The sequence below is a fragment of the Achromobacter sp. ACM04 genome, from assembly GCF_014851465.1.
Taxonomy (GTDB): domain Bacteria; phylum Pseudomonadota; class Gammaproteobacteria; order Burkholderiales; family Burkholderiaceae_B; genus Achromobacter; species Achromobacter aegrifaciens.
Map to the genome: position 1 here is coordinate 914,191 of NZ_JACUZS010000003.1, position 26,625 is coordinate 940,815.

Genomic DNA, 26,625 nt, shown 5'->3' on the forward strand with positions numbered 1-26,625 from the left:
ACTGGCGGGAAGCGTAAATCCCGCGAATTTGCGGTCTTGTTGGCGCGATCTCTTTAAATTTGCGGGTAAATTTTCACGCAATGCGTGAATTTCACACATAAAAAGCGATGCCATCTTCATACTCGGTCGCCCGGATCCGCGACGCCGAACGCCAGGCCTTGGCCGCCGGCAGAAACTTGATGCCCCTGGCGGGGGCCGCTGCGGCCCGTTACGCGGCGGCGCGGCTCGGGCCGGGGGCGAGGGTGCTGGCACTGGCGGGGCCTGGGAACAATGGCGGCGATGCGCTGGAAGCTGCGGCCGGCCTGCGCGCCATGGGACATGACGTGCGGGTGCTGTTGCCGGCGGGGGCGCAGCGCCTGCCGCCGGATGCCGCCCGCGCCTATGCCGGCTGGCTGGCCGCGGGCGGTGAAACCTGGTCGGAACTGGAGCCGGGCTTCGTGCCGGAATTGGTCATAGACGGCCTGTTCGGCATCGGCTTGAATCGCCCGCTGGGCGCGGATTGGCAGGCGCTGGTGGACACGGTCAACGCCTGGAGCGTGCCGGTGCTGGCGCTGGACGTGCCCAGCGGCATAGACGCGGACAGCGGCGAGGCCCTGGGGCGGCCCATCCGGGCGCGCTGGACGCTGTCTTTCATCGGCCGGGCCAGGGGGCTGGAACGGCCAGGCCCGGGACGCGACGCCTGCGGCGTGTCGGAAGTGGACACGCTGGGCGTGACCATCGAGCCGGCGGCCTGATCCGAAAGGCAGGTCTTGGCGTCTTGGCCTAGGCGGGCTTGCCGCCGAAGCGCGAGGCGATGTCGGCCGCCAGCGGCGCGTAGCGCTCGTTGTCGCGGCCGGCCAGTGCATCCAGATGCGCTTCCGACGCGTCGAACACCTGCCAGTAGATGCGGCCGCAGATCTCGCGGGCGGCATGGCCGGGCCAGTCGTCAGGGAGCATGGGGCCCGGCAGTTGCGGATCGTGCAGCACGATCCGGCGCCAGCTGTGCAGCAGCATGACCCGCACGATGAACGCATCGGCGGGGGCGGGCGGGGTTTCCAGCAGCTTTTCCAGCGGGCCGAAATTCTTCGCGAACTGGCGGTACTGCTCCGCCAGCTCGTCCAGGTTCCAGCATTGCGAGGCCAGGCTGGCTATCGGCAGACCGCCTGCGCCGGCCAGGTCGCGCGCCGACAGTACCAGCGCGCGGTCGGGGATGCCCAGCTTTTCCAGGATGTCGTGCGCGGCGCTTGCCTCGGTGTGCGGATGCGCGAACAGCCCGGGCGCGATCATGCCGAAGCCTTCCCAGACCAGTTCCCGGCGCAACTCGGCGCGCTCGGCCAGTCCGTTGCCGGTGCGCGGCAGGGCGACCAGCGTCCATTCGCCGTTCCATTCCAGGGGCGGACCGACATAGATGCGCTGCGAGGCGTGCGCGGTGTGGCGCAGGCCCTGCTCGGAGATCAGGTAGAGGCTGCGCCTTCCGTGGCGTTCGGATTGCAGCCAGTTCTGCGCCACCAGGCGGAACACGCTGGTGCGCAGCAGCCGTTCATTGATGCCCAGCGGGGCCAGCAGCTCGATCAGATCGCCCAGCCAGATGGCGCCGCCGTGCGGCGCCAATGCGTCCCCGAGCAGGCTGACGCAGAGCGATTTCGCGCGCGGCGGATCGTTCTTGATCAGGCGTGACAGAAAGCGGTCCAGGGGCGACTGAGGGTTTGCCATTAGAGGGGGCCGGAGTGGCCGATATCGGGATCCGCAATATGATACATAAATCCAATGTGATACAGATTTGAGTTTGACAATGAATTTTTTGTATTAAATAATCCGCCTATGACATGACGGCACTGCGGAACGTTTGCTTTGCGTTTTCGCAAACCGTCTTCAAGGAGACAAACATGTACGCTCAACTCGTCGAAACCGGCGTCAAGCAGGTCAAGACCGCGGACCAGCTCGAAGGCCGGGAACAGACGTTCCAGCGCCGGATCGACGACGGCGTCCGCATCGAGGCCAAGGACTGGATGCCGGACGCCTACCGCAAGACGCTCGTGCGCCAGATTTCCCAGCACGCGCACTCGGAAATCGTGGGCATGCTGCCCGAAGGCAACTGGATCACCCGCGCGCCTTCGCTCAAGCGCAAGGCCATCCTGCTGGCCAAGGTCCAGGACGAAGCCGGCCACGGCCTCTACCTGTACAGCGCCGCGGAAACCCTGGGCGTGTCACGCGACGACCTGATCGACGACCTGCATGCCGGCCGCGCCAAGTACTCCAGCATCTTCAATTACCCCACGCTCAGCTGGGCCGACATCGGCATGATCGGCTGGCTGGTCGACGGCTCGGCCATCATCAACCAGATCCCGCTGTGCCGCTGTTCCTACGGCCCCTATGCGCGGGCCATGGTGCGCGTCTGTAAGGAAGAGTCCTTCCACCAGCGCCAGGGCTACGACCTGCTGATGCAGATGTGCCTGCACGGCACGCCCGAGCAGAAGGCCATGGTGCAGGACTCCCTGAACCGCTGGTGGTGGCCCGCGCTGATGATGTTCGGTCCCTCGGATGCCGACTCGCCCAACAGCGCCCAGTCCATGGCCTGGAAGATCAAGCTCTTCTCCAACGACGAACTGCGCCAGAAGATGGTGGACCAGACCGTGCCGCAGGCCGAATACCTGGGCCTGAAGGTGCCGGATCCCGAGCTCAAGTGGAACGCCGAACGCGGCCACTATGACTTCGGCGAGATCGACTGGTCCGAGTTCTACGCGGTGCTCAAGGGCAACGGCCCCTGCAACCGCGAACGCCTGGCCGCGCGCGTCAAGGCGCACGAGGACGGCGCCTGGGTGCGCGATGCGCTAGTCGCCTACGCCGACAAGCAGGCCGAGCGCAAGGTAGCTTGAGCCCGCGAGCGGGCTCCACTCTTCTTCACCACCATTGCAAACCGGAGCGCGCCGCGCGCGCCCGGCATTCAAGGACATCCATCATGAGCAAAGACTGGCCCCTGTGGGAAGTGTTCATCCGCAGCCAGCACGGCCTGGCGCACAAGCACGTCGGCAGCCTGCACGCGCCCGACGCCGAAATGGCGATCAACCACGCCCGCGACGTCTACACGCGCCGCAACGAAGGCCTGAGCATCTGGGTGGTGCGCGCCTCCGATATTTCGGCCAGCAGCCCCGGCGACAAGGATCCGCTGTTCGAACCGGCCAACAGCAAGGTCTACCGGCATCCCACGTTCTTCCCGATGCCCGAAGAAATCAAGCACATGTAAGACGGCGGGGGAGACATGGACAAGACTCTGTTTGAATACCTGCTGCGCCTGGGCGATTCCTCGCTCATCCTGTCGCAGCGGCTGGGCGCCTGGACCGGCCACGGCCCGATCCTGGAAGAAGACCTGGCGCTGACCAACACCGCGCTCGACCTGCTGGGCCAGGCCCGCATGTGGCTGACGCTGGCCGGCGAAGTCGAAGGCGCCGGCCGCGACGAAGACGCGCTGGCCTATTTGCGCGATGCGCACCAGTTCCATAACGCGCTGCTGGTCGAACGCCCCAACGGCAACTACGCCGACACCATGGCGCGCCAGTTCCTGTTCGACGTCTGGCACTATTTCCTGCTGCAGCGCCTGGAAAAGTCCAGCGACGAACGCGTCGCCGGCATTGCGGCCAAGGCCATCAAGGAAGTGACCTACCACGTGCGGCGTTCGTCGGACATGGTGGTGCGCCTGGGCGACGGCACGGCGGAAAGCCATGCCAAGATGCAGGCCGCCATCGATGATGCCTGGCGTTTCACCGGTGAGTTGTTCGCCGACGACGCCGTCGACCTGGACGTCGCCGCCCGCGGCATCGGCTGTGAACTGTCGGCCCTGCGCCAGCCCTGGCTGGCCCATGTGCGCGAAGTCCTGGAAGAAGCCACCCTGACGGTGCCCGACGAAGCCGCCGCCAGCCATCTGGCATACCGTGGCGGACGCCAGGGCAAGCACACCGAGGAACTGGGCTACGTGCTCGCCGAAATGCAGTTCCTGCCGCGCGCCTACCCGGGAGCCACCTGGTGAACGCGCTGGCGCCCGTTTCCGCCGACCAGGTCTACGCCTGGCTGCAGGAGGTCCCCGACCCGGAGATCCCCGTGCTGTCCGTGGTGGATCTGGGCGTGGTGCGGGACGTGTCCTGGGACGGCGAGGCCTGTGTCGTGGTCATCACGCCCACATACTCCGGCTGTCCGGCCATGCGCGAGATCACGCAGGATATCCAGCAGACGCTGGCCCGCCACGGCGTCGCCGAGGTCCGCGTGGAAACCCGCCTGGCGCCGGCCTGGACCACCGACTGGATGAGCGAGAAGGGACGCGAGGCGCTCAAGGGCTACGGCATCGCCGCGCCCGCCGAACGCGCCGTCGACATCTCGGGCATCAGCCGGCGCGCGGCCGGCCCTGCCATCGCCTGCCCGCGCTGCGGCTCGAAAGACACGCGCCTGGTCAGCAACTTCGGGTCCACGTCGTGCAAGGCGCTGTATCGCTGCGTGTCTTGCCGCGAGCCCTTCGATTATTTCAAGACTCACTGAGAGCGGTTTCGCAATGAGCCAGAACCAATTCCATTCCTTGACGGTGGCTTCGGTGGCGCGCAACACGCGCGACGCCGTGGTCGTGACCTTCGACCTGCCCGAGACGCTGGCGCAAGAGTTCGCCTTCCTGCCGGGCCAGTACCTGACGCTGCGCACCGAGCTCAACGGCCAGGAACAGCGCCGCTCCTATTCCATCTGTTCCGCGCCCCACGACAAGCTGCTGCGCGTGGCCATCAAGAAGGTGGACGAGGGCGTTTTCTCCAGCTGGGCCAACCATGAGCTGCAGCCCGGCCAGACCCTGGAAGTCATGGCGCCGGCCGGCAACTTCACCGTCGATTTTTCCCCCGAGAACAAGCGCCACTATGTGGCGTTTGCCGTAGGCAGCGGCATCACGCCGGTGTTCTCCCTGGTCAAGACCGCGCTGTCGACCGAGCCCGACAGCAAGTTCACGCTGTTCTTCGGCAACCGCGCTTCGTCCGCGGTGCTGTTCCGCGAAGAGATCGAGGACCTGAAGAACCTCTATATGGAGCGTTTCTCGCTGGTCTACATCATGAGCCGCGAGACCCAGGACATCGAACTCTTCAACGGCCGCCTGGACGGCGACAAGGTCGACCAGCTGATGTCGGCCTGGATGAGCCCCGAGGATATCGATTACGCTTTTGTCTGTGGTCCGCAGACCATGACCGAAAGCGTGGTCGAGCGGCTGCAGGCCCGGGGCATTCCGAAGTCGAACATCAAGTTCGAACTCTTCGGCGCGCCCAAGGGGCCGCGCGCATTGCGCACCGGCCAGGACGCCCGCCAGGCGCCCGGCAAGGGCCAGTGCGAGGTGACCGTGGTGCAGGACGGCCACAGCCGTATGTTCGTGATTGAAAAGAATAAAGACAGCGTGCTGGATTCGGCGCTGGCGCAAGGTATCGAACTGCCGTATTCGTGCAAGGGCGGGGTGTGTTCCACCTGCCGCTGCAAGGTCATCGAAGGCGAGGTGGACATGGACGCCAACTTCGCCCTGGAAGACTACGAAGTGGCGCGCGGATTCATCCTGAGCTGCCAGAGCTTTCCGGTCAGCGACCGCCTGGTCATCGACTTCGACCAGGAAACCTGACCCGGCCCGCGCCAGGCAGATAAAACCATATCCATTTGGAGAGACGCAGTGTCCCAACAATTCTTCGAACGCCATCAGCCCCTGCTGGAACAAGCCATGGCCGCCGCCTCCCTGCGCGGCTACTGGAGCCCCTTTGCCGAGTCGCCCAGCCCCCGCAACTATGGCGAAACCGCCAACGACGACGGCCGCGCGGCTTTTGAGGCGCTGCAAGGCAAGCCTTTCCCGCTGAACCTGCACGACGCCGACGGTACCGTCGGCGGCGAAAAATCGCCGTTCGGCTTCGACTTGGGCATCACCTATCCGCACGTGCCCGCCGACAAGCTGATCGCCGCCTCCAAGCGCGCGCTGGAAGACTGGCGCCGCGCCGGCCCGCGTGCCTGGGTGGGCGTGTCGCTGGAAATCCTGGCGCGCCTGAACAAACGCAGCTTCGAGATCGCCTACGCGGTCCAGCACACCACCGGCCAGGGCTTCATGATGGCCTTCCAGGCCGGCGGCCCGCACGCGCAGGACCGCGGCTTCGAAGCCGTGACCTACGCCTGGCAGGAAATGTCGCGCATCCCCGGCGTGGCCGTCTGGGAAAAGCCGCAAGGCAAGAACGACCCGATCCGCATGGAAAAGCAGTTCACCGTGGTGCCGCGAGGCGTGGCGCTGGTGATCGGCTGCTCCACCTTCCCGACCTGGAACGGCTACCCCGGCCTGTTCGCCAGCCTGGCTACCGGCAACACCGTCATCGTCAAGCCGCACCCCGGCGCGATCCTGCCCCTGGCCATCACCGTGAAGGTGGCGCGCGAAGTTCTGCAGGAAGCGGGCTTCGACCCGGACGTCGTCCTGCTGGCCGCGCACGCTGCCGGCGATGACACCGCGCAGAAGCTGGCGCTGGACCCGGCGGTCAAGATCGTCGACTTCACCGGCAGCACCGCCAACGGCGACTGGCTGGAGAACAACGCCCGCCAGGCGCTGGTCTACACCGAGAAGGCCGGCGTCAACCAGGTCATCATCGATTCCACCGACGACCTCAAGGGCGTGGCCCGCAACCTGGCGTTCTCGCTGGCCCTGTACTCGGGCCAGATGTGCACCGCGCCGCAGAACATCTACGTGCCGCGCGACGGCATCCAGACGCCGGAAGGCCGCGTCAGCTTCGACGAGGTCGCTGCTGCCCTGGGCGCCGCGGTCGAGAAGGTCGGCGCCGATGCGGCCAAGGCCGTCGAGCTGACCGGCGCGATCCAGAACGAAGGCATCGTCGAGCGCATCGAGAAGGCCCGCGCGCTGGGCCTGCCGGTGGTGGCCGACAGCAAGGCGCTGACGCACCCGCAGTTCGAGAACGCCCGCGTCCGCACGCCGCTGCTGTTGCGCACGGAAGCTGGCAACGCCGCCATCAGCCAGGAATGGTTCGGCCCGATCGCCTTCGTGGTGGCTACCGATTCCACCACCCACAGCATCCAGCTGGCGCGTGACAGCGTCATCAAGCATGGCGCGTTGTCGCTGTCGGCCTACACCACCAGCGACGCCGTCGCCGACCAGGTGCAGGACGCGGCTGAAGTCTCGGGCGTGTCGCTGTCGCTGAACCTGACGGGCGGCGTGTTCGTCAACCAGACCGCCGCTTTCAGCGACTTCCACGGCACCGGCGCCAACCCGGCCGCCAACGCCGCGCTGTCGGATTCGGCCTTCGTGTCCAACCGCTTCCGCGTGGTGCAAACCCGCCGTCATGTCTGAACGGGGGCGATGACATGAGCTACCAGGATATCCAATTCGACCTGTCCGGCGGCATCGCGCGCCTGACGCTGAACCGTCCCGACAAGCTGAACAGCTTCACCGCCAACATGCACGGCGAAGTGGCCGACGCGTTGACGCGCGTGGAGACCGAGGGCGCGCGTGTGCTGCTGCTGACGGGAGCCGGCCGCGGCTTCTGCGCCGGCCAGGACCTGAGCGAGCGCAAGCCCGCCGCCGACGGCACGCCGCCCGACCTCGGCGAAACCGTCGACAAGTTCTACGGGCCGCTGGTGCGCCGCGTCAACGCCTTGCCCATGCCCGTCGTGGTGGGCGTGAACGGCGTGGCGGCCGGCGCAGGCGCCAACCTGGCGTTTGCGGGCGACATCGTCATCGCCAAGGCTTCGGCAACGTTCATCCAGTCGTTCTGCCGCCTCGGGCTGATCCCCGACACGGGCGGCACCTTTGTGCTGCCGCGTCTGGTCGGCCGTGCCCGCGCCATGGGACTGGCCATGCTGGGCGACAAGCTCAGCGCCAAGCAGGCCGAAGAGTGGGGCCTGATCTGGCAATGCGTGGCGGACGAGGAATTCGATGCCACGCTGGAACGCCTGGCGCAGCACTTCGCCAAGGCGCCGACCAAGGGCCTGGCGTACACCAAGCGGGCCATGCAGGCCAGCCTGGGCAATGACCTGTCCACGCAGCTGGACCTTGAGCGCGACATGATGCGCGAACTCGGCCGCAGCGCAGACTACGCGGAAGGCGTGGCCGCCTTCCTCGGCAAGCGCGAACCGCAATTCAAGGGGCAATAAGAATGAACGCACACGTTCCCGCGGTCGAAGTGCCGGCCGATCCCCAGGAGCTGGCGCAGGCCGTCGGCACCGTCATGTTTGCGGGCGATGCGGCCTCGCAGGGCCTGGACATGAAAGTCGAGGAAATGGCGCCGGGCTACGCGCGGCTGACCATGCGCGTGCGCGCCGACATGCTGAACGGCCACAAGACCTGCCACGGCGGATTCATCTTCGCCCTGGCGGACAGCGCCTTCGCCTTTTCGTGCAATTCGCGCAACGTCAGCACCGTGGCCTCGGGCTGCACCATCGACTATCTGGCCCCGGGCTTCGAAGGCGATCTGCTGACCGCCGTGGCGCAGGAGCGTTCGCTGGCCGGCCGCACCGGCGTCTATGACGTCACCGTCACCAACCAGGAAGGACGCAACGTGGCGCTGTTCCGCGGCCGCTCCTACCGCATCAAGGGCCAGATCGTCGGCGTCCCCGCGGACGCTTGAGGCAGCCAGCCAACCAAAGCTATACGGCCGCGGGCCGCGCCGCGAGCGGGCAGGGCATATGCCCGCCGCGATCCGGCCCCGCGCAGAGAGAATTTCAGGAGAGAGATAACCATGTCCAACACCATGAGCAAGCCGGGGCTGGACCCCATCGAGCATGCCAGCCAGGATGAGCTGCGCGCGCTGCAGCTCGAGCGCCTGAAGTGGTCGCTCAAGCATGCCTACGACAATGTGCCGCACTACAAGAAGGCTTTCGATGAAGCCGGCGTGCATCCCGACGATCTGAAGCAGCTGTCCGATATCTCGAAGTTCCCCTTCACCACGAAGAAGGAACTGCGCGAGAACTATCCTTTCGGCATGTTCGCCGTGCCGCGCGAGCGCATCTCGCGCATCCACGCCTCCAGCGGCACCACCGGCAAGCCGACGGTCGTGGGCTACACCAAGGGCGACCTGGACAACTGGGCCAACCTGGTGGCGCGCTCGATCCGCGCGGCGGGCGGCAAGCCCGGCGACACGGTGCACGTGGCCTACGGCTACGGCCTGTTCACGGGCGGCCTGGGCGCGCATTACGGCGCGGAACGCCTGGGCTGCACGGTCATCCCGATGTCGGGCGGACAGACCGAAAAGCAGGTGCAGTTGATCAACGATTTCCGTCCGGACATCATCATGGTCACGCCCTCCTACTTCTGCAATATTCTGGAGGAACAGCGCCGCCAGGGGATTGATCCGCGTCAAAGTTCGCTGCGCATCGGCATCTTCGGCGCCGAACCCTGGACCGGGCAGATGCGCGCCGACATCGAGGCCGAAGCCGGCATCGACGCCGTGGACATCTATGGCCTGTCCGAAGTGATGGGGCCTGGCGTTGCCAGCGAATGCGTCGAGACCAAGGACGGTCCGGTGGTCTGGGAAGACCATTTCTACGCGGAAATCATCAATCCCGACACGGGCGAGCCCGTGGCCGACGGCGAGCCGGGCGAACTGGTGTTCACCTCGCTGACCAAGGAAGCGATGCCCATCATCCGCTACCGCACCCGCGACCTGACGCGCCTGCTGCCGCCCACCGCGCGCAGCATGCGGCGCATCGGCAAGATCACTGGCCGCAGCGACGATATGCTGATCGTGCGCGGCGTGAACATGTTCCCGACCCAGGTCGAGGAACTGGTCCTGAAGATCGCCCAGCTGGCGCCGCATTACCAGTTGGTGCTGTCGCGCACCGGCAATATGGACGAGCTGGAAATCCTGACCGAACTGCGCGCCGAATTTTCCACCCTGTCGGATGCCGAGCGCGCAAACCTGGGCAAGCAGCTCCAGCATGCCGTGAAGACGCACATCGGCGTGAGCGCGCGCATCCAGGTGTCGGATTCCGGGCACGTGGAACGCACGCTGACCGGAAAGGCTCGCCGCGTGATCGACAAGCGGCCGAAATAAGGTCCAAAAAAAGCAGCCGCAAGGCTGCTTTTTTTACTTGATCGTCCCGCGCACGATGCGCCGGTACCAATAGTGCAGCAAGGCCGCCGACAGTCCCAGGCCGACCATGGCCATCAGCCACATGCTGCCCGCGCCCTGGGGGGAGCCAGGGACCAGGATGGCGCGCACGCCGTCCAGGCCACCGCGGCCCGGGCCGAAACCGAACCACCAGCCGCCGACCAGGCCCACGCCCGCCAGCGCCACCACCTGCAGCAGCAGCGGCACCACCGCGACCTTGTAGGCGCGCAGCAGGTAGGAGTTGATGCACTGCATCGAGTCGAACAGGTGGAAGAGGGGCAGGACGGCCAGCAGCGTGGTCGCCACCGCGGCCACCTCCGGATTGTCGGTATAGGCGGCCAGGATCAGCGGACGGCCAGCCAGCAGCACCGCCGCCGTCAGCAGGGCGCCCAGGATGCCCAGCGTCAGGCCGGCCATGCCGGTGCGATGCGCATGGGCGAGGTTGCCCGCGCCGATGGCCTGCGCGGTCAGGGCTGCCGTGGCGACGCCCAGCGCCATGGGCATCATGTAGCAGAGCGCGGCCAGGTTGGACATGATCTGATGGCCGCCGGTCACGTAAGTGCCTTCGCGCGCCACCAGCAGGGCCATGAAAGTGAAGGCCGACACTTCGACCAGGTAGGAACCGCCCATGGGGATGCCCAGGCGCAGCAGTTCCTTGAGCGTCTTCCAGTCGGGCTTGCCGACGTGCAGCTTGAAGCGGCGGTAGTAGCGGTCGTGGGTGATGACCCACAAGCCGAGGCCCAGGCTCATCCACGACACCACGGCGGTTGCCAGTCCGGCGCCGGTGGCGCCCATGGCGGGCAATCCCAGCTTGCCGTAGATGAACAGCCAGTTGAAGAAGGCCTTGAAGACTATGGCCGTCAGGTTGATCGCCATGACCAGCTTGGGCCGCGAAACCGACGTGCCCAGCGCGTAGATGGTGCGGAACACCAGCGCGGCGGGCAGGGCCAGCACCAGGGCCTGCAGATACGAGCCGATGCGTTCGCGCACGCCGGGAGCGACCTCGCCGGACATGGACAGCCACATGTTGGGGAACAGCATCAGCACGGCGCCCACCACGGACAATCCCAGCGCCAGCCAGACGCCCTGGCCCCAACTGCGGCCGACCTCAAGATTGTTGCCTGCGCCGAAGTGCTGGGCCAGGATGGGGATCAGGGCGTGCACCACGCCCATCAGTCCGACGAAGATGGTGATGTAGATCGACGCGGACAGCGCCATTGCCGCCAGGTCGGCGGCGCTGGAATGGCCGGTCATGGCGGTGTCGAGCACGCCGAAGGAGATGCCGGCCCATTGGCTGACCAGCACCGGCCAGGCCTGCCTGGCGATGCCGCGCAGGGTGGCGCCGAAACTCATCGGCGCGGCGGGCGCGGGCGTCATCGGGGGGCGCCGACTCGGAGCAGGCGGAAGACTTCCTGGCGGTCGGCGCGCCGGCCGCCTTGCCACAGCACCTCGGCGCCGTCGCTGTAGGCGGCGGTGTTGTCCCGCAAGCTCTGGTTGCTGGTCTGCTGCAGCACCAGCGTGCACTTGGAGTCGAACGTGAACGTGAGGTTATTGAAGATCAGGAACGAGGCGCGCTGCCCGCTGCCCAGGCTAAGCCCGCGCACGCACTCGCCGGGGCGCACGTTCTGCTGCAGCGCCTGGGCTAACTGGCCCGACACGGTGCGGTAGCTGCGGGCGTAGTCCACGGCGGGTTGCCACAGCAGCACCAGCAGGATCCAGGTCACCGTCAGGCCGCCGGCCGACAGCACCGTGCCGCGCCACAGCGCCTGCGGCCGCACCCGCAGCCGCCACACCACCAGCGCGATCCAGCCCACGGTGAAACCCACGGCCAGCGCGAACGCGACCCAGGAGATCTCGGGTTGGTAGCCGGTGGTCTGGCGGGCGATATTGCGGGAAATCTGCGCCGGCCAACCGAAGTGCAGGGCAACCCAGCCCAGCCAGACCGTGATGGCCGTCAGCGAAAAGCACATGACGGCGAACCAGTCCAGCGTGTTGACCACGCCGCGGCGCAGCGTGGGCAGCGAGAACGCGCCCAGCACCGCGCAGGGCACGGCCAGCAGCACGTACTCGGAATCCGAGGCTTCTTCCAGGCCGAACAGCACGACCGCCGAACACACCAGCAGGACCAGCGGCAGCCAGATATGCGGCGCGTAGAGCCAGGCGCGCCAGCGCCAGATGGCCAGCAGGGCCAGCGGCCAGGTCGGCCACAGGTACCAGGGCAGGTCGCGCAGGGTGCGCCCGATGTCATGCCAGGGCGGCACGGCGAAGGACGACAGGTTCCAGGTCTTCCAGTTGCGGATCCAGTATTCGCTGCTGTGGCTGGCGGGTATCCACCAAGCCAGAATCAGGACGGCGGCCAGCAGCGCGGCCCACGGCAGCCAGCGCCGGCATTTCCACAGTCGGCTGCGGGGGTAGAACGCCAGGGCCGCGCCCACCATGATGGGGATGGCGCCGACCCAGCCGCGGGTCAGGAAACTGGCCGCCAGTGCGATGCCCAGGGTGGTGCTGCCGGTGAATGGCCGGTCTATGCTGCGCGCCAGCGAATAAAAGGCAAGCGCCTGCCAAGCCATGATGGCGGGCACCACGGTGGTTTCGTGGGTACGCTGCAGGATGCCGACCGTGGCCAGCAGCAACAACAGCGCGGCGTCCGCCAGCATGCGTCCGTAGTCGCGCGGTTCGGGTTCGCCGCCGAAGGGCAGGGCCAGCGGTTGCGCCTCGGCGCGGCGGCCCAGCAGATAGGTGCCGTACCAGACGCTGGTGGCGGTGATGCCGAACCACAGCAGATTGGGCAGGCGGCCGGCGGTGATGTCGCCGATGTAGGGGCCGAACAGCCAGATGCAGATCGCGCCCACCCAGGTGATCAGGGGACCTTCCTCGGCGTGCGCCAAGTGTCCCACCTGCGGCAGCAACCAGGTGATGCCGCCTTCGCGGATCGCCGTGATCATGGTCGCCAGTCCCACGGCATCGTCTGTTTTCCACGGGTCGCGCATGAACAGGCCGGCCACGATATAGGCCAGCGACAAGCCCAGCAGAATCAGTCTGGGCAGTTTCGCGGTAGCCACGGACGTGAGCCGGGCTGGAGTGGAAATGGAAAGTGGGGACACGGGCGTTAATGTAACCGAGTGGTCTGGTTGCGCTAGTACCCAGCGTCAGAATCGGACGGCCAGGGAGAAAAAAAAGCAGCCCGGAGGCTGCCTTTTCGCTGCGGCTCCCGGGGGAGCGACAGATCAGGAAGCGGACTTGACCGTGCCTGCGGTGCGGGCGAAGCGGGCGCGGAACTTTTCCACGCGGCCGGTTTCGACGATGCGCGTCTGGGCGCCCGTGTAGAACGGATGCGATTCGGAGGTCACGTCGCACTTGAAGAGCGGGTACGTCTTGCCATCCAGTTCGATGCTTTCGCGCGTCTGGACGGTCGAACGGGTGATGAACTTGTTGCCCGTTTGCAGGTCGGCGAAGACGACTTCGCGGTATTCGGGGTGAATGCCTTCTTTCATGGTGCTTTCCTAGGGCTCTGCCGAGCCTTGCAAGTTGTTAGGGTCGCCAGCCGGGTGTCCGGTGTCCCGCCTGCCTGGCGAACCCGCCGATATGCGGATCGGGTTGCCCAGCGGCCGGATACTCGTTGACTGTTCCAGCCACGTATCCAAAAAGTAACCCCAAATTCTAGCATGGGAATTTTGGCCAGGCCAAGAGGAAAGGAGGCCCCGCTCAGGGGCTCCCCTTGGCCAAAAATTGGGGCCAGATAAATTCGGCGCTTAAAGATCCGTGCGCAGCTTCCAGATCTCGGGGAACAGCACCACTTCCAGCATGCGCCGCAGGTAGTCCACGCCCGACGTGCCCCCGGTGCCGCGCTTGAAGCCGATGACCCGTTCGACCGTCGTGACGTGGCGGAAGCGCCACAGGCGGAACGCGTCTTCCAGGTCGGTCAGCTTTTCTCCCAACTGGTACAGGTCCCAGTAGCGGTCGGGCTGGCGGTAGACCGTCAGCCAGGCAGCTTCCACGCCAGCCGACGATTGGTAGGGTTGGGTCCAGTCGCGTTCGAGGTGATCGGCCGGCACGTCCAGGCCGTGGCGCGCCAGCAGCCGCAGCGCCTCGTCGTACAGCGACGGGGCTTCGTAGGCGCTGCGCACCTGGGCCAGCAGGTCCTCGCGGTGCGCATGCGGCTTTAGCATGGCCGCGTTCTTGTTGCCGAGCAGGAATTCGACCTGGCGGTACTGATAACTCTGGAATCCGCTGGAACGCGCCAGATAGGGACGCAGCGCCGAATACTCGGGCGGCGTCATCGTCGCCAGCACGTCCCAGGCATGGACCAGCTGTTCCATGATCTTGCTGACGCGGGCCAGCATCTTGAAGGCGGGCTGCAAGCGGTCGGCTGCCACATTGGCGATGGCGGCGCGCAGTTCATGCAGCATCAGCTTCATCCAGAGTTCGCTGGTCTGGTGCTGGATGATGAAGAGCATCTCGTTGTGCTCGGGCGACAGCGGATGCTGCGCGCCCAGCAGTTCGTCCAGATGCAGGTAATCGCCGTAGGTCATGTCGCGCGTGAAATCCAGCTGCGCTTTTTCCTGGCGGACGATGTCTTCGGGGCGTTCGGAGTGGCTCATGCGCGGCCTCCCTTGCAGGGCGGGGCGGCGCGGCGCGCCGAGGCGGGCAGGGCGCGCCACGAGGGCGCGTGGGGGCGGGCGCAGGCAAGCGCCGCATGCAAATCGGAATGGTCTTTCATGGTCGTGCTTCCAGAACCGGCGGCCGACTTCGGATCGGCCGCCATGGCCAGCGGACCAGCCTACAGTTCGCGCAGGACGGCGCGAACCGGGCTGGCATCGGCCTGGACCAGCGCCAACGGCAGTGCGATCAACTCGTAATCGCCTTCCGGCACATCGTCGAGCACCAGGTTCTCCAGTACCCGCATGTCGTGCCGCAAGATCGTGTGGTGGCTGTCCAGGGTCTTGCTGGACGCGGGGTCGATGCTGGCCGTATCCAGGCCGATCAGCATGACGCCGCGTTCGGCCAGCCATTCGATGGTCTGGGGCGCGTAGGCGGAGAAATCGTCGGTCCACCAGTCCTGCGCGGCATGCTTGGCGGTGCGGACCAGCACGCGCGGCGGCAGGTTCAGGGCCGCATGGGCCAGGTGGTCCACCGTGATGAGGGGGCCGCAATCGATGGCGTGGATGACGCGACAGGGACCCAGGAATGGTTCCAGTGATACGGCCCCGATGGCTGCGGCGCCGTTCTGGTAGTGCAGGGGAGCGTCAGCGTGCGCGCCGATATGCGGCGACATGGTGATTTCGCTGACATTCACCGGACAGCCGGGCGCAAGCGACCATTTCCATTGCTGGCGGTACGGCGTGTCGCCAGGAAAGACTGGCGATGCGGTGGACACGGGCGGGGAAATGTCCCACAAGCGTTTCATGTCAGGCGGGGGGATCGAGAGATGCGTTAAGCCTAAAGCAATTGCGGGCGCTAGTCTAACGAATTCCGGCGCGGGCCGCAGCCTACAGGCCGCCGAGTTCGGCCATGGACACGACCGTGCCGGCAGCCACGATCAGGTGGTCCACCAGCCGGATGTCCACCAGCGCGAGCGCCTGCTTCAGGTGCTGGGTGAATGTGCGGTCCGCGGCGCTGGGCTCGGCCAGGCCGGACGGATGGTTGTGGGCGATGATCAGGGCGGCCGCGTGATGGCGCAGGGCTTCGCGCACGACCTCGCGGGGATAGACCGATGCTTGCGACAGGGTGCCGCGCGCCAGCTCGCCCGTGGCGATCAGGCGCAGGCGGTTGTCCAGGTAGAGCGCAATGCAATGTTCCACCTGCCGGTGCCCCAGCGCCATCTTGCAATATTGTTTTACCGGCAGCGGGTTATCCAGATTGCTGTTGCGGGCCAGGTCTTCCTCGATGGCGCGGCGGGCCAGTTCCAGCAGGGCGGCCAGCATGCACGCCTTGGAAACCCCCAGGCCGGGAACCGCGGTCAGTTCCTCGGGCGTCGCGCCCAGCAGGCCTCGCAGGCCGCCAAATCGGGTCAGGAGCCGGCTGCCCAGTTCAACCACGTCCAGGCCGGGAATACCGGTGCGCAGGGCGATGGCGAGCAGTTCCGAGTCCTGGAGCGCAGCGGCGCCGTGGCGCAGCAACCGCTCCCTGGGGCGCTCGTGTTTGGGCAGCCGGTCGGACAATTTCATAAGAGGCTCTAAAATCAAGGTTTACTCAATTGCATATACGGTGGCAGATCTTGAGCATCGCCTCTAATGAAGTGAACGTTTTGGTCCGTCCGGATTCCTACCTGACGCTGCACTATCGCATCACGCTGGCCTCGGGCCCGGGCAAGGATTCCGTGTTCGCCGACACCTTCGATGGCCGTCCCGGCACGCTGCAGATGGGCAGCGGCCAATGGGCGCCTGGCCTGGAAGCGGCGCTGGTCGGCCGCGCCGAAGGCGAGCGCTTCAGCGTCACGGTCGAACCCGCCGACGCCTACGGCGAACGCAACCCCGAACTGATCCAGCGCGTCACGCGCGCCATGCTGGCCGAGCATGCGGGCGCCGACGCCACCTTCGAACCCGGCGACCTGGTGGAATTCACCGCGCCCAACGGCGGCCGCTATTCGGGCGTCCTGAAGGAAATCAACGACGAATCGGCCCTGTTCGATTTCAACCACCCGCTCGCGGGCATCAGCTTGCGGGTCGACGTGGCGCTCTTGGGAGTCCTCTGATGAGCCAGGTTGTCACCGCCACCGACGCCGAAGTCCTGCTGGCGCAGCCGCGCGGCTTCTGTGCCGGTGTGGATCGCGCCATCGACATCGTCGAGCGCGCGCTTGAATTGCATGGCGCGCCCATCTATGTGCGCCACGAAATCGTCCATAACCGCTACGTGGTGGAAGACCTGCGCGCCAAGGGCGCCATCTTCATCGATGAACTGGACGACGCGCCCGCCGGCGCCATCGTGGTGTTCTCGGCGCACGGCGTGTCCAAGGCGGTGCGGGCCGAAGCCGACGCCCGTGGGCTGCGCGTGTTCGACGCCACCTGCCCGCTGGTCACCAAGGTCCACATCGAGGTGGCCCGCATGCGCGCGGCCGGCCGCGAGATCATCATGATCGGCCACAAGGGCCATCCCGAGGTCGAGGGCACGCTGGGCCAGGCCCAGGGCGGCATGTACCTGGTCGAGACCGTCGAGGACGTCGCCGGCCTGCAGGTCACCGATCCCGAGAACCTGGCCTACGTCACGCAGACCACCCTGTCGGTGGACGACGCGGCGGCCGTGTCGCGGGCGTTGAAAGAACGCTTTCCCAACATCGTCGAGCCCAAGAAAAGCGATATCTGCTACGCCACCCAGAACCGCCAGGACGCGGTCAAGGTGATGGCGCCGGATTGCGACCTGGTGCTGGTGGTGGGCAGTCCCAACAGTTCCAACTCCAACCGGCTGCGCGAAGTGGCCGAGCGCAAGGGCGTCGCGTCCTATCTGATCGACGGTGCGCAATCGATCGATCCGGCCTGGCTGGTGGGCCGCAAGCGCATCGGCGTGACCGCGGGCGCTTCCGCGCCGGAGATCCTGGTGCAGCAGGTGATCGATCGGGTCAAGGAATTGGGCGCGGTGTCGGTACGCACCATGCCCGGCCTGGAAGAGAATGTGGCGTTCCCGCTGCCCAAGGGTCTGTCCCGCAAGTCGGCGCAGACGGAATCGCTGGAATAAGCAGGCGGGCGCCGCGCGCATGCGCGGCGCCGCAACAGAAAATCAAGGAGACTTCATGCAGTTGTACAGCTACTTTCGCAGCTCGGCCGCGTACCGCGTGCGCATCGCCCTCAACCTGAAGGGCTTGCCCTACGAATACCTGCCCGTGCATCTGCTGAAGGACGGCGGCCAGCAACTGTCGGCGGATTATCGCAAGGTGAATCCGACCGCGCTGGTGCCCACGCTGGTCGATGGCGACGCCGTCATCGGCCAATCGCTGGCCATCATCGAATACCTGGAAGAAACGCATCCTGAAGTGCCGTTGCTGCCGGCGGACGCGGTAGGCCGCGCGCGGGTGCGCGACCTGGCGCTGGGCATCGCCTGCGACACGCATCCCCTGAACAACCTGCGCGTGCTGAAGTACCTGAAGCACACCCTGGGCGTGGACGAGGCGGCCAAGACCGCCTGGTACAAGCACTGGGTGCATCAGGGCCTGGAAGCCCTGGAGGCGCAATTGGCCGGTTCTTCCGCCACCGGCCTCTTCTGCCACGGCGATACGCCCACCATTGCCGATCTGTGCCTGGTGCCCCAGGTGGCGAACGCCCAGCGTTTCGACTGCGACCTGTCGGCCATGCCCAACGTCGTGCGCATCGATGCCGCCTGCCGTGCATTGCCGGCGTTCGACGCGGCCGCGCCGGGCAAGCAGCCCGACGCGGAGTAGCGCCTATCCGGGTGCAGACCGGCTCAGCCGATCTGCACCGGCACGAAGATCTTGTCTTCGCCGCGCTGTACCAGCAGGGCGACCGTCTTGCCCGCCTTGGACAGCGCGTCCTTCACCTGAGCGACGTTGCGCACCGGTACGCCGTTCAGCGACAGCAGCACATCTCCCGGTTCGATCCCGGCCTTGGCGGCCGGTCCGATCGAACGTTCGATCAGCAGCCCCTCGGCGCCAGCCGCCTGCTGCTCTTGCGGGCTCAGCGGACGCAGTGCCAGGCCGAGCTGGCCGCGCTGAACCTCCTGGTCGCCAGCCGAGGCCTGCGTCTTGTCCTTGGGCACGCCGCCCAGGGTGGCGACCAGCTCCTTCTGCGAGCCGTTGCGCCAGACGTCCAGCTTGATCTTTTCGCCCGGAGTCGCCAGCGTGATGGTGGAGGCCAGGTCGCCCGAGGACACGATGGTCTTGCCGTCGATCTTGCGCACCACGTCGCCAGGCTGCAGGCCGGCCTTGTCGGCGGCGCTGCCTTTCTCCACGCTGGAAACCAGCGCGCCCGAGGGGGTATCCAGCTTGAAGGAGTTGGCCAGGTCCTGGTTCACTTCCTGCACCGTCACGCCCAGCCTGGCGTGCTGCACCTTGCCGTGTTCGAGGATCTGGTCCTTGATCTTGTAGGCCACGTCGATCGGGATCGAGAACGACAGGCCCTGGAATCCGCCGGTGCGGCTGTAGATCTGCGAATTGATGCCCACGACTTCGCCGCGGTCGTTGAACAGCGGGCCGCCCGAGTTGCCGGGGTTGACCGCCACGTCCGTCTGGATGAAGGGCACCGAGGTGTCGTCGGGCAGCGACCGGCCCTTGGCGCTGACGATGCCGGCGGTGGCCGTGTTCTCCAGGCCGTAGGGCGAGCCGATGGCCAGCACCCATTCGCCCACCTGCAGCTGGTTGACGTCGCCCACCTTCACCACCGGCAGGTTCTTGGCGTCGATCTTGAGGACGGCCACGTCGGTCTGCGGATCCGAGCCCAGCACGCGGGCCTTGTATTCGCGGCGGTCGGTCAGCTTGACCGTGACTTCCTTGGCGTCCTGCACCACGTGCGCATTGGTCAGGATGATGCCGTCGGCGCTGACGATGAAGCCGGAGCCTTCGCCGCGCATGGGCACTTCACGCGCGGGCCGCTGGCCGCGCGCGCCGGGAATCTGGCCGAAGAATTGGGCGAACGGATCGCCTTCGTCGGCGGACACCTTGCGGGTGCCGCTGACGCTGATGTTCACCACGGCCGGACCGAAGTCGCGCGTGATCTGCGCAAAGTTGGGCGGGCTGGACGTGCCCGGCGCCTGGAAGGAGGAAGCGATGGCCGGCGCGGTGGCCGCCATCGAAACGCCGCCGGTGAAGGCGGTTGCGCCCGCGCCGCCTATGGCGCCGGCTGCCAGCAGCGCCAGCACCAGGCGCGAGGGTTTCATTTGGGTGGTCTTCATGTCGGCTCCTGCGTTCATGTTGAAGGACATGGCGCTATCTTCGGGCCTGACACTTAGGCGAGTCTTAAGTCGGAAAAACCACCTTCACGCGCAGGCCTGCGCCCACCGGCGTGTCCTGCAGTTCTATGGTGGCGCCGTGCTGGTCGGCGATGCTGCGCGCGATCGCCAGCCCCAGGCCGCTGCCGTGCTGCGAATTGCCTTCGACGCGGTAGAAACGGTCGAACACGCGCTCGCGCTCGTCCGGCGCAATGCCGGGGCCCTCGTCGTCGATCAGCAGGGTCGTCTCGCCGGAAGCCTGTTCCAGATGGAGGTGGACGCGCTTGCCGGCGGGCGTGTACTTGATTGCGTTGTCCAGCAGGTTGCGTGCCAGCAGCGTCAGCGCGTCGCGATGTCCCTGCACCGATGCTTGCGGCGCGCCGTCCAGGTCGATGCTGATCGATTTCGCGTTGGCCTGGGGCAGCATTTCAGAGAGCGCCTGGCGCAGCACGTCGGCCAGGTCCACGGTTTCGGCGGGTGCCTGTCCGGCCGCGCTTTCATGGCGCGCCATGGATAGCAGCTGTTCGACCAGGCGTGTCGCGCGGTCGATGCCGGCTGCCAGCCGCTGTTCGGCCAGCCGGCGCGCATCCGTGTCGCCCGCGCGTTGCAGGGCCTGCAATTGCAGGCGTAGCGCAGTCAGGGGCGAACGCAGTTCGTGCGCCGCATCGCCGACGAACTGCTTTTGCTGCGCGAAGGCGCCGCGCATGCGCTCCAGCAGCAGGTTCAGTTCCAGCACCAGCGGCCGGATCTCATCGGGCAGGCCCTCCACGCTGACGGGCGACAGATCTTCCGGCTGGCGCGCCGCAACCTGGGCGCGCGCCCGCTTCACAGGCCGTAGCGACCAGCTGACCACGCACCAGACGATCAGCATGAGCAGGGGAGCGGCGGCGGCGATGGGGGCGATGGTGCGCAGCGCCAGCGCGCGCGCCATGCTGGTGCGCACGGTCATGTCCTGCGCCACCTGGATGACCTGGAAGGGCGTGGCCAGCGAATATACGCGGTAGGTGCTGCCCTCCATCTTCGCGTCGGAGAAGCCGAGGATGATCTGGTCCGGCAGCGGCCGGCGGGATCGGGAATTGAAGACACGCACGCCGTCGGGCGTCCAGATCTGGATGATCAGGTCGTCCGCCACGGGCGAACCCGCGCCGCGCGCGTGCGCCGGACCTGTGCTGAGCAGTCCGTCGCCGGTGCCCAGCGACAGGGCGGTGCGCTGCAGCAGCGAGTCGAAGATATCGTCGGCCTGCGCCAAAGTGCTGCGGTAAGCGATGGCGCCTTGCACCAGCGCGCCGACCACGATGGCGGCCAACAGGAAGAAAAGCAGCCTGGCTCTCAGTGAGTAGCTAAGCGGAATGCTCATGTTTTGGGGATGACATAGCCGACGCCTCTGACGTTCTGGATCAGGTTCGGACCCAGCTTCTTGCGCAGGCCATGAATATAAACCTCAACAGCGTTGCTGCTGATGCCGTCTTTCCAGCTGTACAGCTTTTCTTCCAGCTGGGCGCGCGAAAAAATCATGCCCGGGCGAGCGATCAGCGGTTCGAGCACCGCCCATTCGCGCGCGGTCAGCGTGACCGGAGCGCCGTCCACCATGGCGGCGTGCGACTGGGGATCGATGGTGATGCCCTCATGCTCGAACACCGGTTCCGCGCGGCCTGCGCTGCGGCGGATCAGGGCGCGCATGCGGGCCAGCAATTCATCCACGTCGTAGGGTTTGACCACATAGTCGTCGGCGCCGGCGTCCAGTCCCGCGATCCGGTCGCTCACGGCATCGCGGGCGGTGGCTATCAGCACCGGCGTGCGGTCCTTGCGCGTGCGCAGGTCGCGTAGGAGCGACAGGCCGTCGCGCTTGGGCAGCCCCAGATCCAGAAGTATGAGGTCGTACGTATCGGTGCGCAGCGCGAGCTCCGCGGCATTGCCGTCCTTGACCCAGTCTACGGCGTAGTGTTCGGCGCGCAGGCAGTCCAGCACGCTCTCGCCTATCATGAGGTCATCTTCGACTAGAAGGATGCGCATGGTCGTGTCCGCCAGGATGGTCCAGCAGATTGGACGCGTGGCGGCGGACGGGAGTTCCCGGGTGAGGGTTCGGCGCGCGAACCGGCGCGGAAATGAAAAAAGCAGCCCGAGCGGGCTGCTTTTTGGAATCTGGTGCCGGCAATAGGAGTCGAACCTACGACCTTCGCATTACGAATGCGCTGCTCTACCAACTGAGCTATGCCGGCAAGACCATTTGCTCCGCTCCTGTAAGAGCCGCAAGCAAAACATCTTCGTTTTTTCCGGTCCGTCACCCTGTTTATGGGGTCCGATCTGGAAAGACCGAGATCATATCAGAGTTTTTTTGCGATGGGAAACCAAGCAGGCCAAACCGGCGAAAAAATCAGCGATTTGCACACTTCAAATTTTTAGTTCATAATCTCGTTTCTTAGCAGTTCCCCGATAGCTCAGTCGGTAGAGCGACGGACTGTTAATCCGCAGGTCGCTGGTTCGAGCCCAGCTCGGGGAGCCAAAGAATTCAGGGCCATTCACGCAAGTGAATGGCCCTTTTGGTTTTCTCCATCAGGGCGGCGAGCATGGAAGATCGGGTATGGACGACAAACGCATAGGCGTGACGGTGATTTCCGGCTTCCTGGGTAGCGGCAAGACGTCGCTGCTCAATCGCCTGCTGAGGGATCCGGCATACGCTGACGCTGTCGTCATCGTCAATGAGTACGGTGAGATCGGTGTGGACCATCACCTGGTGCGCCAGGCCCGCGACAACATTGTCCTGGTTGAAGGCGGCTGCCTGTGTTGCGTCGTCAGCGGCGCGGTAGTCGACGCTTTGCGCGAATTATTCATGTTGGCGCTCAGCCGCAAGATCAAGCCCTTTCGTCGCGTGGCCATCGAAACCAGCGGATTGGCCGATCCCGCGCCCATCCTGTTCACCCTCAAACACGACCGCTTCCTCGCCGAGCGCTATGCGTATCGGGGCGCGATCGTCCTGGCGGACGCCCGCAATGGGTTGGACCAATTGGAGCGGCAGTCCGAAGCCCCGCGGCAACTGGCCCTGGCGGATGTCGTGGTGTTCAGCAAGCCGGACCTGGCGGACGCCGCGAGTCTGGATCTTCTGGATCAGGCCGTCGCCGCCATTAATCCGGGGGCGCAGCGCTGCGTGCAATGGCCTGATGCGCCGCTTGCGGATCCGCTGCGCGCGGGTCTCGATCTGCCGGCCAGGCGCGATGGTGTGACCCTTGCGAATTGGTTGCGGCCCTTCGCGCAGTCGAGAGCCGCCGTTCATGGGGATGTGGGCAGTTTCTCGCTGGTATTGGCTGCTCCTGTCGGGCGGGCGGCGTTTCTTGCTGGCATGTCGCGGGTTCTGGAACGCTTTGGGCAGGGCTTGCTGCGCATGAAGGGGCTGGTGTGCTTTGAGGGTGAGGCGCTGCCGTGCGAGGTGCATGGCGTGCATGGCGAGCTCTATCCGATCAATCAGCTGGAGCAGTGGCCGGACGAGGGGCGGGCGTCACGGCTGGTCTGCATCCTGCGGGGGGTGGATGTCAATGAGGTTCGTGCCGCCTTGGGCGTTGCGCTCGGGCAGCCGGCTCCTTGATCGTCTGCGTCTGAGCGTCTGGTCTGGTCAGGGCTTGCGGGTGGCCGTCTCGATTATGGTGTCGATGTTGCGCCGAAATACGGTATAACCGGAGCGGTCTGGTGCAAGAATCGAGACAATCATGGATCGTTTGAAAGCCATGCAGGTATTCGTGGAAGTCGCTGACAGGGGCAGCCTGTCGGCGGCGGCGATCCATCTGGACATGTCGCGCGCCATGGTGTCGCGCTATCTCGCGGAAATGGAGCAGTGGGTGGGGGTGCGCCTGCTGCACCGCACGACGCGGCGCCTGAGCCTGACGCCGGCCGGCGCCGAAACGCTGCCGCGCTGCCGCCAGATGCTGGACATGGTGGGAGACCTGCGCAATGCGGTATCGACCCCGGACGACACGCCCCGCGGGCTGCTGCGCATTACCACCAGCATGTCGTTTGGCTCCCGCCATCTGGCCAGCGCCATTACCGACTACGTCAAGCTGCATCCGGGCACCTCGGTTGACCTGATGCTGGTCGACCGCGCCGTCAATCTGGTGGAAGAGCGCGTGGATCTGGCGGTGCGTATCACCAATGACCTGGATCCCAACCTGATCGCCCGCAAGCTGGCGGTCTGTCGTTCGGTGGTGTGCGCCTCGCCCGAGTACCTGCAGCGCGAAGGCGTGCCGGCGCGCATCGAGGACCTGTCCTTGCGCAACTGTCTGACTCATTCGTATTTCGGCAAGAGCCTGTGGCGCTTCGAGCGCGACGGCGAGCCGGTGGATGTGCCGGTCAGTGGCAATATCAGCGCGAACGAGGTGTCGGTGTTGTCGCGCGCGGCGCTGGAGGGTGCGGGTATTGCGATGCTGCCGACCTACTATGCCGCGGACTACATCGCATCGGGCCGCCTGCGGGCCATCCTGACGCAAAGCAAGCCGCAGGAGCTGGGTATTTATGGTGTTTATGTCTCGCGCCGCCAGATGCCTCTGATCTTGAGGTCCATGCTGGATTTTCTGGTGGACCGCCTGGAATCCACGCCGTGGGACAAGCCTGCTCCGTAGTTTTTGCGCCGCGCAAGGCGCTGTGCGGGCTTGAGGGTGGGGTATATGGCGGTATAATGAAACAACTGCTTGAATATGTTGGACGCGGCGGGCGGATGCCGGCCTTGTCTGGTTAGAAAACATCCAAGAATCGTGGTTGCGGCTTATGTGGGCCGCGGGCATTGCGGAACTGGTTTTTCGCGTGCGCCAGGGGAAACGTATCGGGTTTGTGGGTTGTGGCGGTCTGTCCGTGGCGCCCGAACCTTGATGATTCAGGTCCTTGATATCGATTGCCGCGGGAAGGCGGCGCCGGGTTGCCGGCGTGCTCCGCGGGCTGGCTGGCGATTTGTGCCGGCTTTTCCAGAATTTGCTTGAGTGTTTGCTGCGCGGGGCGCGGCAGGCATCCCGCTCAATCCCGATTGGCGCGGTCGTTTCGGCACATGTCCGGGGTATTTCTATCCGGGGCGCATGGCGGTAAACACAGGAATCCAGTGAGAACTACGCAAACCCATGCAGTCTGTTGCTGGCGAGCCGCCGAGGCTGCCGGTGCGGCGGCGGGTGCCTGTGCTGCCGTGCTGCGCACGTCGGTGCAGCCGGGTTTGCTGGATCTGCGGATTTTTTCCGGCGCCGCAAATGAAAAAGGCCCGGCGAAATCGCCAGGCCTGAATCAATTTGGTTGCGGGGGCAGGATTTGAACCTACGACCTTCGGGTTATGAGCCCGACGAGCTGCCAGACTGCTCCACCCCGCGTCTGAGAAATGAATAGTAGCCTTATTTTCAACCTAGCGCAAGTTAGCCCTTTTTGAATTTGAATGTCGATGAACGATAGCGAGGCAATACTCGTGTTGGAAACCGCGCTGCTTTGCGCGGCGCAGCCGATGCAACTGTCCGATATGCGCAAGCTGTTCGGGGACGATGAACAATTCGACAACAGCGCATTGCGCACGCTTCTGGAAACGTTGCAGGCCAATTGGGCCGATGGCGGGCTGGAGCTGGTGCAGTTGGCCACCGGATGGCGCTTTCAGAGCCGTCCGCGCATGCAGCGCTACCTTGAGCGCCTCAATCCGGAAAAGCCGCCCAAGTATTCGCGCGCCGTGATGGAAACGCTGGCCATCGTGGCCTGGCGCCAGCCGGTGACGCGGGGCGACATCGAGGATATCCGCGGCGTCACCGTGTCTTCGCAGATCGTGAAGGCGCTGGAGGACCGCGGTTGGATCGAGGTCATCGGCCACCGCGACGCGCCGGGCCGTCCGGCGCTGTTCGGCACGACGCGCCAGTTTCTCGATGACCTGGGCCTGCGCGCCCTGGATGAATTGCCGGCGCTGGAATCCGCGCAGGCCGCCGCCGCGCTCGCCGGGCTGGATCTGGGTGAAGTGCAGCAGGTCCTGGGCGGCGAAGCGCCCGCCACCGAGGATGCGCCCACCGATGGTGCCGACGCTGCCGGTCAAGCGGTTGCCGAGGCTGCGGAAGGCGTCGAGGGTGAGGCGAGCGCCGAGGGCGGGGTTGGCGGCGAAGCCGAGGCTCGTCCTGACGGCGAACCTGCGGCTACGGCAGGCGAGGGTGAGGCGTCCGAAGTCAGTATTCCGGTTGCGGAATTGTCTGTTTCGGAACAGGATGTACCCATCGCTCCCGTCGATAGCGTAGAATCCATGCTTTCGCGCACAGAAGAAGGCGCGGATCCCGCCGACGAATCCACCGTCCGGGAGCAAGCCGAAGGCTTGTCCAATACGTCAGCCACGTCCGGTTTTCCCGACGATGCGGCTGACAACGACATTTCCGATATGGCCGCCGATGCCCCAGAAGCCGGCGCTGCAAAGGAAAGCGTCGAGAACGCAAAACACGCGGAACCGACCGACCCGATTGACGAGACCGATACCGCGGCGCCTGACGCCGCCGGGCATGAGCCCGCTTCCGGTCTTGCCGATCCTGTTCGGCCTGGCCCGGATGCCGCCTCTCCGGAATCGGACGAGGCAGGCGTCGAGCGGCCCGAGGCCGATCGACAGCCGGCGTCCCCAGATGATGACGAGCCTGCCGCAGGCAGGCCCACCCAAGTTTGAAATTCGGAGCTGTCCCAGTGACAACGAATA

General features: G+C 65.8%; 26 protein-coding genes and 3 tRNA genes. 17 read left to right on the forward strand and 12 right to left on the reverse strand.

What is annotated here, in order from left to right; genetic code table 11:
• The first annotated feature begins 107 nt into the window (after window positions 1–107).
• Window positions 108–734: an NAD(P)H-hydrate epimerase gene (locus IB259_RS20525; protein WP_192330018.1), complete on the forward strand. Its 627-nt coding sequence runs from the start codon at window positions 108–110 to the stop codon at window positions 732–734.
• A gap of 28 nt (window positions 735–762) precedes the next feature.
• On the opposite strand, the gene paaX is transcribed toward IB259_RS20525, so the two are convergent.
• Window positions 763–1,692, reverse strand: a complete 930-nt coding sequence (paaX, locus tag IB259_RS20530) for a phenylacetic acid degradation operon negative regulatory protein PaaX (protein ID WP_119450889.1) — start codon at window positions 1,690–1,692, stop codon at window positions 763–765.
• A 173-nt stretch (window positions 1,693–1,865) separates the two neighbouring features.
• On the opposite strand from paaX, the gene paaA reads away from it, so the two are divergent.
• From paaA to paaK, 9 genes are all read left to right on the forward strand, one after another.
• Window positions 1,866–2,855, forward strand: a complete 990-nt coding sequence (gene paaA, locus IB259_RS20535) for a 1,2-phenylacetyl-CoA epoxidase subunit PaaA (protein ID WP_054450966.1) — start codon at window positions 1,866–1,868, stop codon at window positions 2,853–2,855.
• Between the two features lie 83 nt (window positions 2,856–2,938).
• Window positions 2,939–3,223, forward strand: a complete 285-nt coding sequence (gene paaB, locus IB259_RS20540) for a 1,2-phenylacetyl-CoA epoxidase subunit PaaB (protein WP_006388300.1) — start codon at window positions 2,939–2,941, stop codon at window positions 3,221–3,223.
• 15 nt (window positions 3,224–3,238) lie between these two features.
• Window positions 3,239–4,003 (forward strand): 1,2-phenylacetyl-CoA epoxidase subunit PaaC, encoded by a 765-nt coding sequence (gene paaC / locus IB259_RS20545; protein ID WP_119450888.1) that lies wholly within the window; start codon window positions 3,239–3,241, stop codon window positions 4,001–4,003.
• The gene (gene paaD, locus IB259_RS20550; RefSeq protein ID WP_054450968.1) at window positions 4,000–4,506 is read left to right on the forward strand and encodes a 1,2-phenylacetyl-CoA epoxidase subunit PaaD; all 507 of its coding nucleotides are present in this window, start codon (window positions 4,000–4,002) and stop codon (window positions 4,504–4,506) included. Before paaC ends, paaD begins: the two co-directional genes overlap by 4 nt.
• Window positions 4,507–4,519: 13 nt before the next feature.
• Window positions 4,520–5,608 (forward strand): 1,2-phenylacetyl-CoA epoxidase subunit PaaE, encoded by a 1,089-nt coding sequence (paaE, locus tag IB259_RS20555; RefSeq protein ID WP_054450969.1) that lies wholly within the window; start codon window positions 4,520–4,522, stop codon window positions 5,606–5,608.
• A 48-nt stretch (window positions 5,609–5,656) separates the two neighbouring features.
• Window positions 5,657–7,321, forward strand: a complete 1,665-nt coding sequence (gene paaN, locus IB259_RS20560; RefSeq protein WP_054450970.1) for a phenylacetic acid degradation protein PaaN — start codon at window positions 5,657–5,659, stop codon at window positions 7,319–7,321.
• A gap of 14 nt (window positions 7,322–7,335) precedes the next feature.
• A complete protein-coding gene (gene paaG / locus IB259_RS20565) occupies window positions 7,336–8,124 on the forward strand; it encodes a 2-(1,2-epoxy-1,2-dihydrophenyl)acetyl-CoA isomerase PaaG (protein ID WP_119450887.1) in 789 nt (262 codons plus the stop codon).
• A gap of 2 nt (window positions 8,125–8,126) precedes the next feature.
• Window positions 8,127–8,597: a hydroxyphenylacetyl-CoA thioesterase PaaI gene (gene paaI, locus IB259_RS20570; protein WP_054450972.1), complete on the forward strand. Its 471-nt coding sequence runs from the start codon at window positions 8,127–8,129 to the stop codon at window positions 8,595–8,597.
• Between the two features lie 111 nt (window positions 8,598–8,708).
• Window positions 8,709–10,022 carry a phenylacetate--CoA ligase PaaK gene (paaK, locus tag IB259_RS20575; RefSeq protein ID WP_054450973.1) on the forward strand — a complete coding sequence of 438 codons (1,314 nt, stop codon included), beginning with the start codon at window positions 8,709–8,711 and terminating at the stop codon, window positions 10,020–10,022.
• Between the two features lie 33 nt (window positions 10,023–10,055).
• Here the strand turns inward: paaK and IB259_RS20580 are convergent, their stop codons facing one another.
• From IB259_RS20580 to radC, 6 genes are all read right to left on the reverse strand, one after another.
• Window positions 10,056–11,456 carry an MATE family efflux transporter gene (locus IB259_RS20580; RefSeq protein ID WP_119450886.1) on the reverse strand — a complete coding sequence of 467 codons (1,401 nt, stop codon included), beginning with the start codon at window positions 11,454–11,456 and terminating at the stop codon, window positions 10,056–10,058.
• On the reverse strand, window positions 11,453–13,183 hold the full coding sequence (locus IB259_RS20585; protein ID WP_054450975.1) for a glycosyltransferase family 39 protein: 1,731 nt from the start codon (window positions 13,181–13,183) through the stop codon (window positions 11,453–11,455). The genes IB259_RS20580 and IB259_RS20585 overlap by 4 nt, the downstream gene beginning before the upstream one ends.
• 123 nt (window positions 13,184–13,306) lie before the next feature.
• Window positions 13,307–13,573 (reverse strand): type B 50S ribosomal protein L31, encoded by a 267-nt coding sequence (locus tag IB259_RS20590; RefSeq protein ID WP_054450976.1) that lies wholly within the window; start codon window positions 13,571–13,573, stop codon window positions 13,307–13,309.
• Between the two features lie 258 nt (window positions 13,574–13,831).
• Window positions 13,832–14,680, reverse strand: coding sequence for a tryptophan 2,3-dioxygenase (gene kynA, locus IB259_RS20595; protein WP_054450977.1), 849 nt, complete (start codon window positions 14,678–14,680; stop codon window positions 13,832–13,834).
• Between the two features lie 179 nt (window positions 14,681–14,859).
• Window positions 14,860–15,486 carry an arylformamidase gene (kynB, locus tag IB259_RS20600; protein ID WP_054450978.1) on the reverse strand — a complete coding sequence of 209 codons (627 nt, stop codon included), beginning with the start codon at window positions 15,484–15,486 and terminating at the stop codon, window positions 14,860–14,862.
• Window positions 15,487–15,568: 82 nt separating this feature from the next.
• Window positions 15,569–16,246, reverse strand: coding sequence for a DNA repair protein RadC (gene radC, locus IB259_RS20605; RefSeq protein WP_192330020.1), 678 nt, complete (start codon window positions 16,244–16,246; stop codon window positions 15,569–15,571).
• A gap of 50 nt (window positions 16,247–16,296) precedes the next feature.
• Here radC and IB259_RS20610 point away from each other — a divergent pair, with 50 nt between their 5' ends.
• The 3 genes from IB259_RS20610 to maiA are packed head-to-tail and all read left to right on the forward strand — an operon-like array spanning window position 16,297 to window position 18,450.
• A complete protein-coding gene (locus IB259_RS20610) occupies window positions 16,297–16,773 on the forward strand; it encodes a peptidylprolyl isomerase (protein WP_119450885.1) in 477 nt (158 codons plus the stop codon).
• Window positions 16,773–17,750 carry a 4-hydroxy-3-methylbut-2-enyl diphosphate reductase gene (gene ispH / locus IB259_RS20615; RefSeq protein ID WP_125473831.1) on the forward strand — a complete coding sequence of 326 codons (978 nt, stop codon included), beginning with the start codon at window positions 16,773–16,775 and terminating at the stop codon, window positions 17,748–17,750. Before IB259_RS20610 ends, ispH begins: the two co-directional genes overlap by 1 nt.
• 55 nt (window positions 17,751–17,805) lie before the next feature.
• Entirely contained in the window at window positions 17,806–18,450 is a 645-nt protein-coding gene (gene maiA / locus IB259_RS20620; protein WP_054450982.1) for a maleylacetoacetate isomerase, read from the forward strand.
• Between the two features lie 23 nt (window positions 18,451–18,473).
• Here maiA and IB259_RS20625 read toward each other — a convergent pair whose 3' ends face one another.
• The 4 genes from IB259_RS20625 to IB259_RS20640 all read right to left on the reverse strand — a co-directional run bounded on the left by IB259_RS20625 (window position 18,474) and on the right by IB259_RS20640 (window position 22,171).
• Complete coding sequence (locus tag IB259_RS20625; protein ID WP_054450983.1) at window positions 18,474–19,916, reverse strand: DegQ family serine endoprotease; 1,443 nt, start codon at window positions 19,914–19,916, stop codon at window positions 18,474–18,476.
• A 64-nt stretch (window positions 19,917–19,980) separates the two neighbouring features.
• Window positions 19,981–21,309, reverse strand: coding sequence for an ATP-binding protein (locus tag IB259_RS20630; protein ID WP_192330022.1), 1,329 nt, complete (start codon window positions 21,307–21,309; stop codon window positions 19,981–19,983).
• On the reverse strand, window positions 21,306–21,965 hold the full coding sequence (locus IB259_RS20635) for a response regulator (protein ID WP_054450985.1): 660 nt from the start codon (window positions 21,963–21,965) through the stop codon (window positions 21,306–21,308). The genes IB259_RS20630 and IB259_RS20635 overlap by 4 nt, the downstream gene beginning before the upstream one ends.
• Before the next feature lie 130 nt (window positions 21,966–22,095).
• Window positions 22,096–22,171, reverse strand: a tRNA-Thr gene (locus tag IB259_RS20640).
• Between the two features lie 208 nt (window positions 22,172–22,379).
• On the opposite strand from IB259_RS20640, the gene IB259_RS20645 reads away from it, so the two are divergent.
• The 3 genes from IB259_RS20645 to IB259_RS20655 all read left to right on the forward strand — a co-directional run bounded on the left by IB259_RS20645 (window position 22,380) and on the right by IB259_RS20655 (window position 24,559).
• A tRNA-Asn gene (locus IB259_RS20645) sits at window positions 22,380–22,455 on the forward strand.
• Between the two features lie 78 nt (window positions 22,456–22,533).
• Entirely contained in the window at window positions 22,534–23,532 is a 999-nt protein-coding gene (locus tag IB259_RS20650) for a GTP-binding protein (protein ID WP_192330024.1), read from the forward strand.
• 121 nt (window positions 23,533–23,653) lie between these two features.
• Window positions 23,654–24,559: a LysR family transcriptional regulator gene (locus IB259_RS20655; RefSeq protein WP_119450881.1), complete on the forward strand. Its 906-nt coding sequence runs from the start codon at window positions 23,654–23,656 to the stop codon at window positions 24,557–24,559.
• A gap of 652 nt (window positions 24,560–25,211) precedes the next feature.
• Here IB259_RS20655 and IB259_RS20660 read toward each other — a convergent pair.
• Window positions 25,212–25,288 (reverse strand) — tRNA-Met (locus tag IB259_RS20660).
• 62 nt (window positions 25,289–25,350) lie between these two features.
• Here IB259_RS20660 and scpB point away from each other — a divergent pair.
• Window positions 25,351–26,595, forward strand: coding sequence for an SMC-Scp complex subunit ScpB (scpB, locus tag IB259_RS20665; RefSeq protein ID WP_192330026.1), 1,245 nt, complete (start codon window positions 25,351–25,353; stop codon window positions 26,593–26,595).
• Window positions 26,596–26,625 lie beyond the last annotated feature (30 nt).

Excerpts from the sequence above, each read along its gene's own strand:
- paaC (WP_119450888.1), top strand. The coding sequence starts at position 3,239 with ATGGACAAGACTCTGTTTGAATACCTGCTGCGCCTGGGCGATTCCTCG.
- kynA (WP_054450977.1), bottom strand. The coding sequence starts at position 14,680 with ATGAGCCACTCCGAACGCCCCGAAGACATCGTCCGCCAGGAAAAAGCG.
- paaG (WP_119450887.1), top strand. The coding sequence starts at position 7,336 with ATGAGCTACCAGGATATCCAATTCGACCTGTCCGGCGGCATCGCGCGC.
- paaA (WP_054450966.1), top strand. The coding sequence starts at position 1,866 with ATGTACGCTCAACTCGTCGAAACCGGCGTCAAGCAGGTCAAGACCGCG.
- IB259_RS20650 (WP_192330024.1), top strand. The coding sequence starts at position 22,534 with ATGGACGACAAACGCATAGGCGTGACGGTGATTTCCGGCTTCCTGGGT.
- paaI (WP_054450972.1), top strand. The coding sequence starts at position 8,127 with ATGAACGCACACGTTCCCGCGGTCGAAGTGCCGGCCGATCCCCAGGAG.
- IB259_RS20625 (WP_054450983.1), bottom strand. The coding sequence starts at position 19,916 with ATGAAGACCACCCAAATGAAACCCTCGCGCCTGGTGCTGGCGCTGCTG.
- IB259_RS20635 (WP_054450985.1), bottom strand. The coding sequence starts at position 21,965 with ATGCGCATCCTTCTAGTCGAAGATGACCTCATGATAGGCGAGAGCGTG.
- IB259_RS20590 (WP_054450976.1), bottom strand. The coding sequence starts at position 13,573 with ATGAAAGAAGGCATTCACCCCGAATACCGCGAAGTCGTCTTCGCCGAC.
- kynB (WP_054450978.1), bottom strand. The coding sequence starts at position 15,486 with ATGAAACGCTTGTGGGACATTTCCCCGCCCGTGTCCACCGCATCGCCA.
- maiA (WP_054450982.1), top strand. The coding sequence starts at position 17,806 with ATGCAGTTGTACAGCTACTTTCGCAGCTCGGCCGCGTACCGCGTGCGC.
- ispH (WP_125473831.1), top strand. The coding sequence starts at position 16,773 with ATGAGCCAGGTTGTCACCGCCACCGACGCCGAAGTCCTGCTGGCGCAG.
- IB259_RS20630 (WP_192330022.1), bottom strand. The coding sequence starts at position 21,309 with ATGAGCATTCCGCTTAGCTACTCACTGAGAGCCAGGCTGCTTTTCTTC.
- paaX (WP_119450889.1), bottom strand. The coding sequence starts at position 1,692 with ATGGCAAACCCTCAGTCGCCCCTGGACCGCTTTCTGTCACGCCTGATC.
- paaE (WP_054450969.1), top strand. The coding sequence starts at position 4,520 with ATGAGCCAGAACCAATTCCATTCCTTGACGGTGGCTTCGGTGGCGCGC.
- IB259_RS20525 (WP_192330018.1), top strand. The coding sequence starts at position 108 with ATGCCATCTTCATACTCGGTCGCCCGGATCCGCGACGCCGAACGCCAG.
- radC (WP_192330020.1), bottom strand. The coding sequence starts at position 16,246 with ATGAAATTGTCCGACCGGCTGCCCAAACACGAGCGCCCCAGGGAGCGG.
- IB259_RS20655 (WP_119450881.1), top strand. The coding sequence starts at position 23,654 with ATGGATCGTTTGAAAGCCATGCAGGTATTCGTGGAAGTCGCTGACAGG.
- paaB (WP_006388300.1), top strand. The coding sequence starts at position 2,939 with ATGAGCAAAGACTGGCCCCTGTGGGAAGTGTTCATCCGCAGCCAGCAC.
- IB259_RS20580 (WP_119450886.1), bottom strand. The coding sequence starts at position 11,456 with ATGACGCCCGCGCCCGCCGCGCCGATGAGTTTCGGCGCCACCCTGCGC.
- scpB (WP_192330026.1), top strand. The coding sequence starts at position 25,351 with ATGTCGATGAACGATAGCGAGGCAATACTCGTGTTGGAAACCGCGCTG.
- paaK (WP_054450973.1), top strand. The coding sequence starts at position 8,709 with ATGTCCAACACCATGAGCAAGCCGGGGCTGGACCCCATCGAGCATGCC.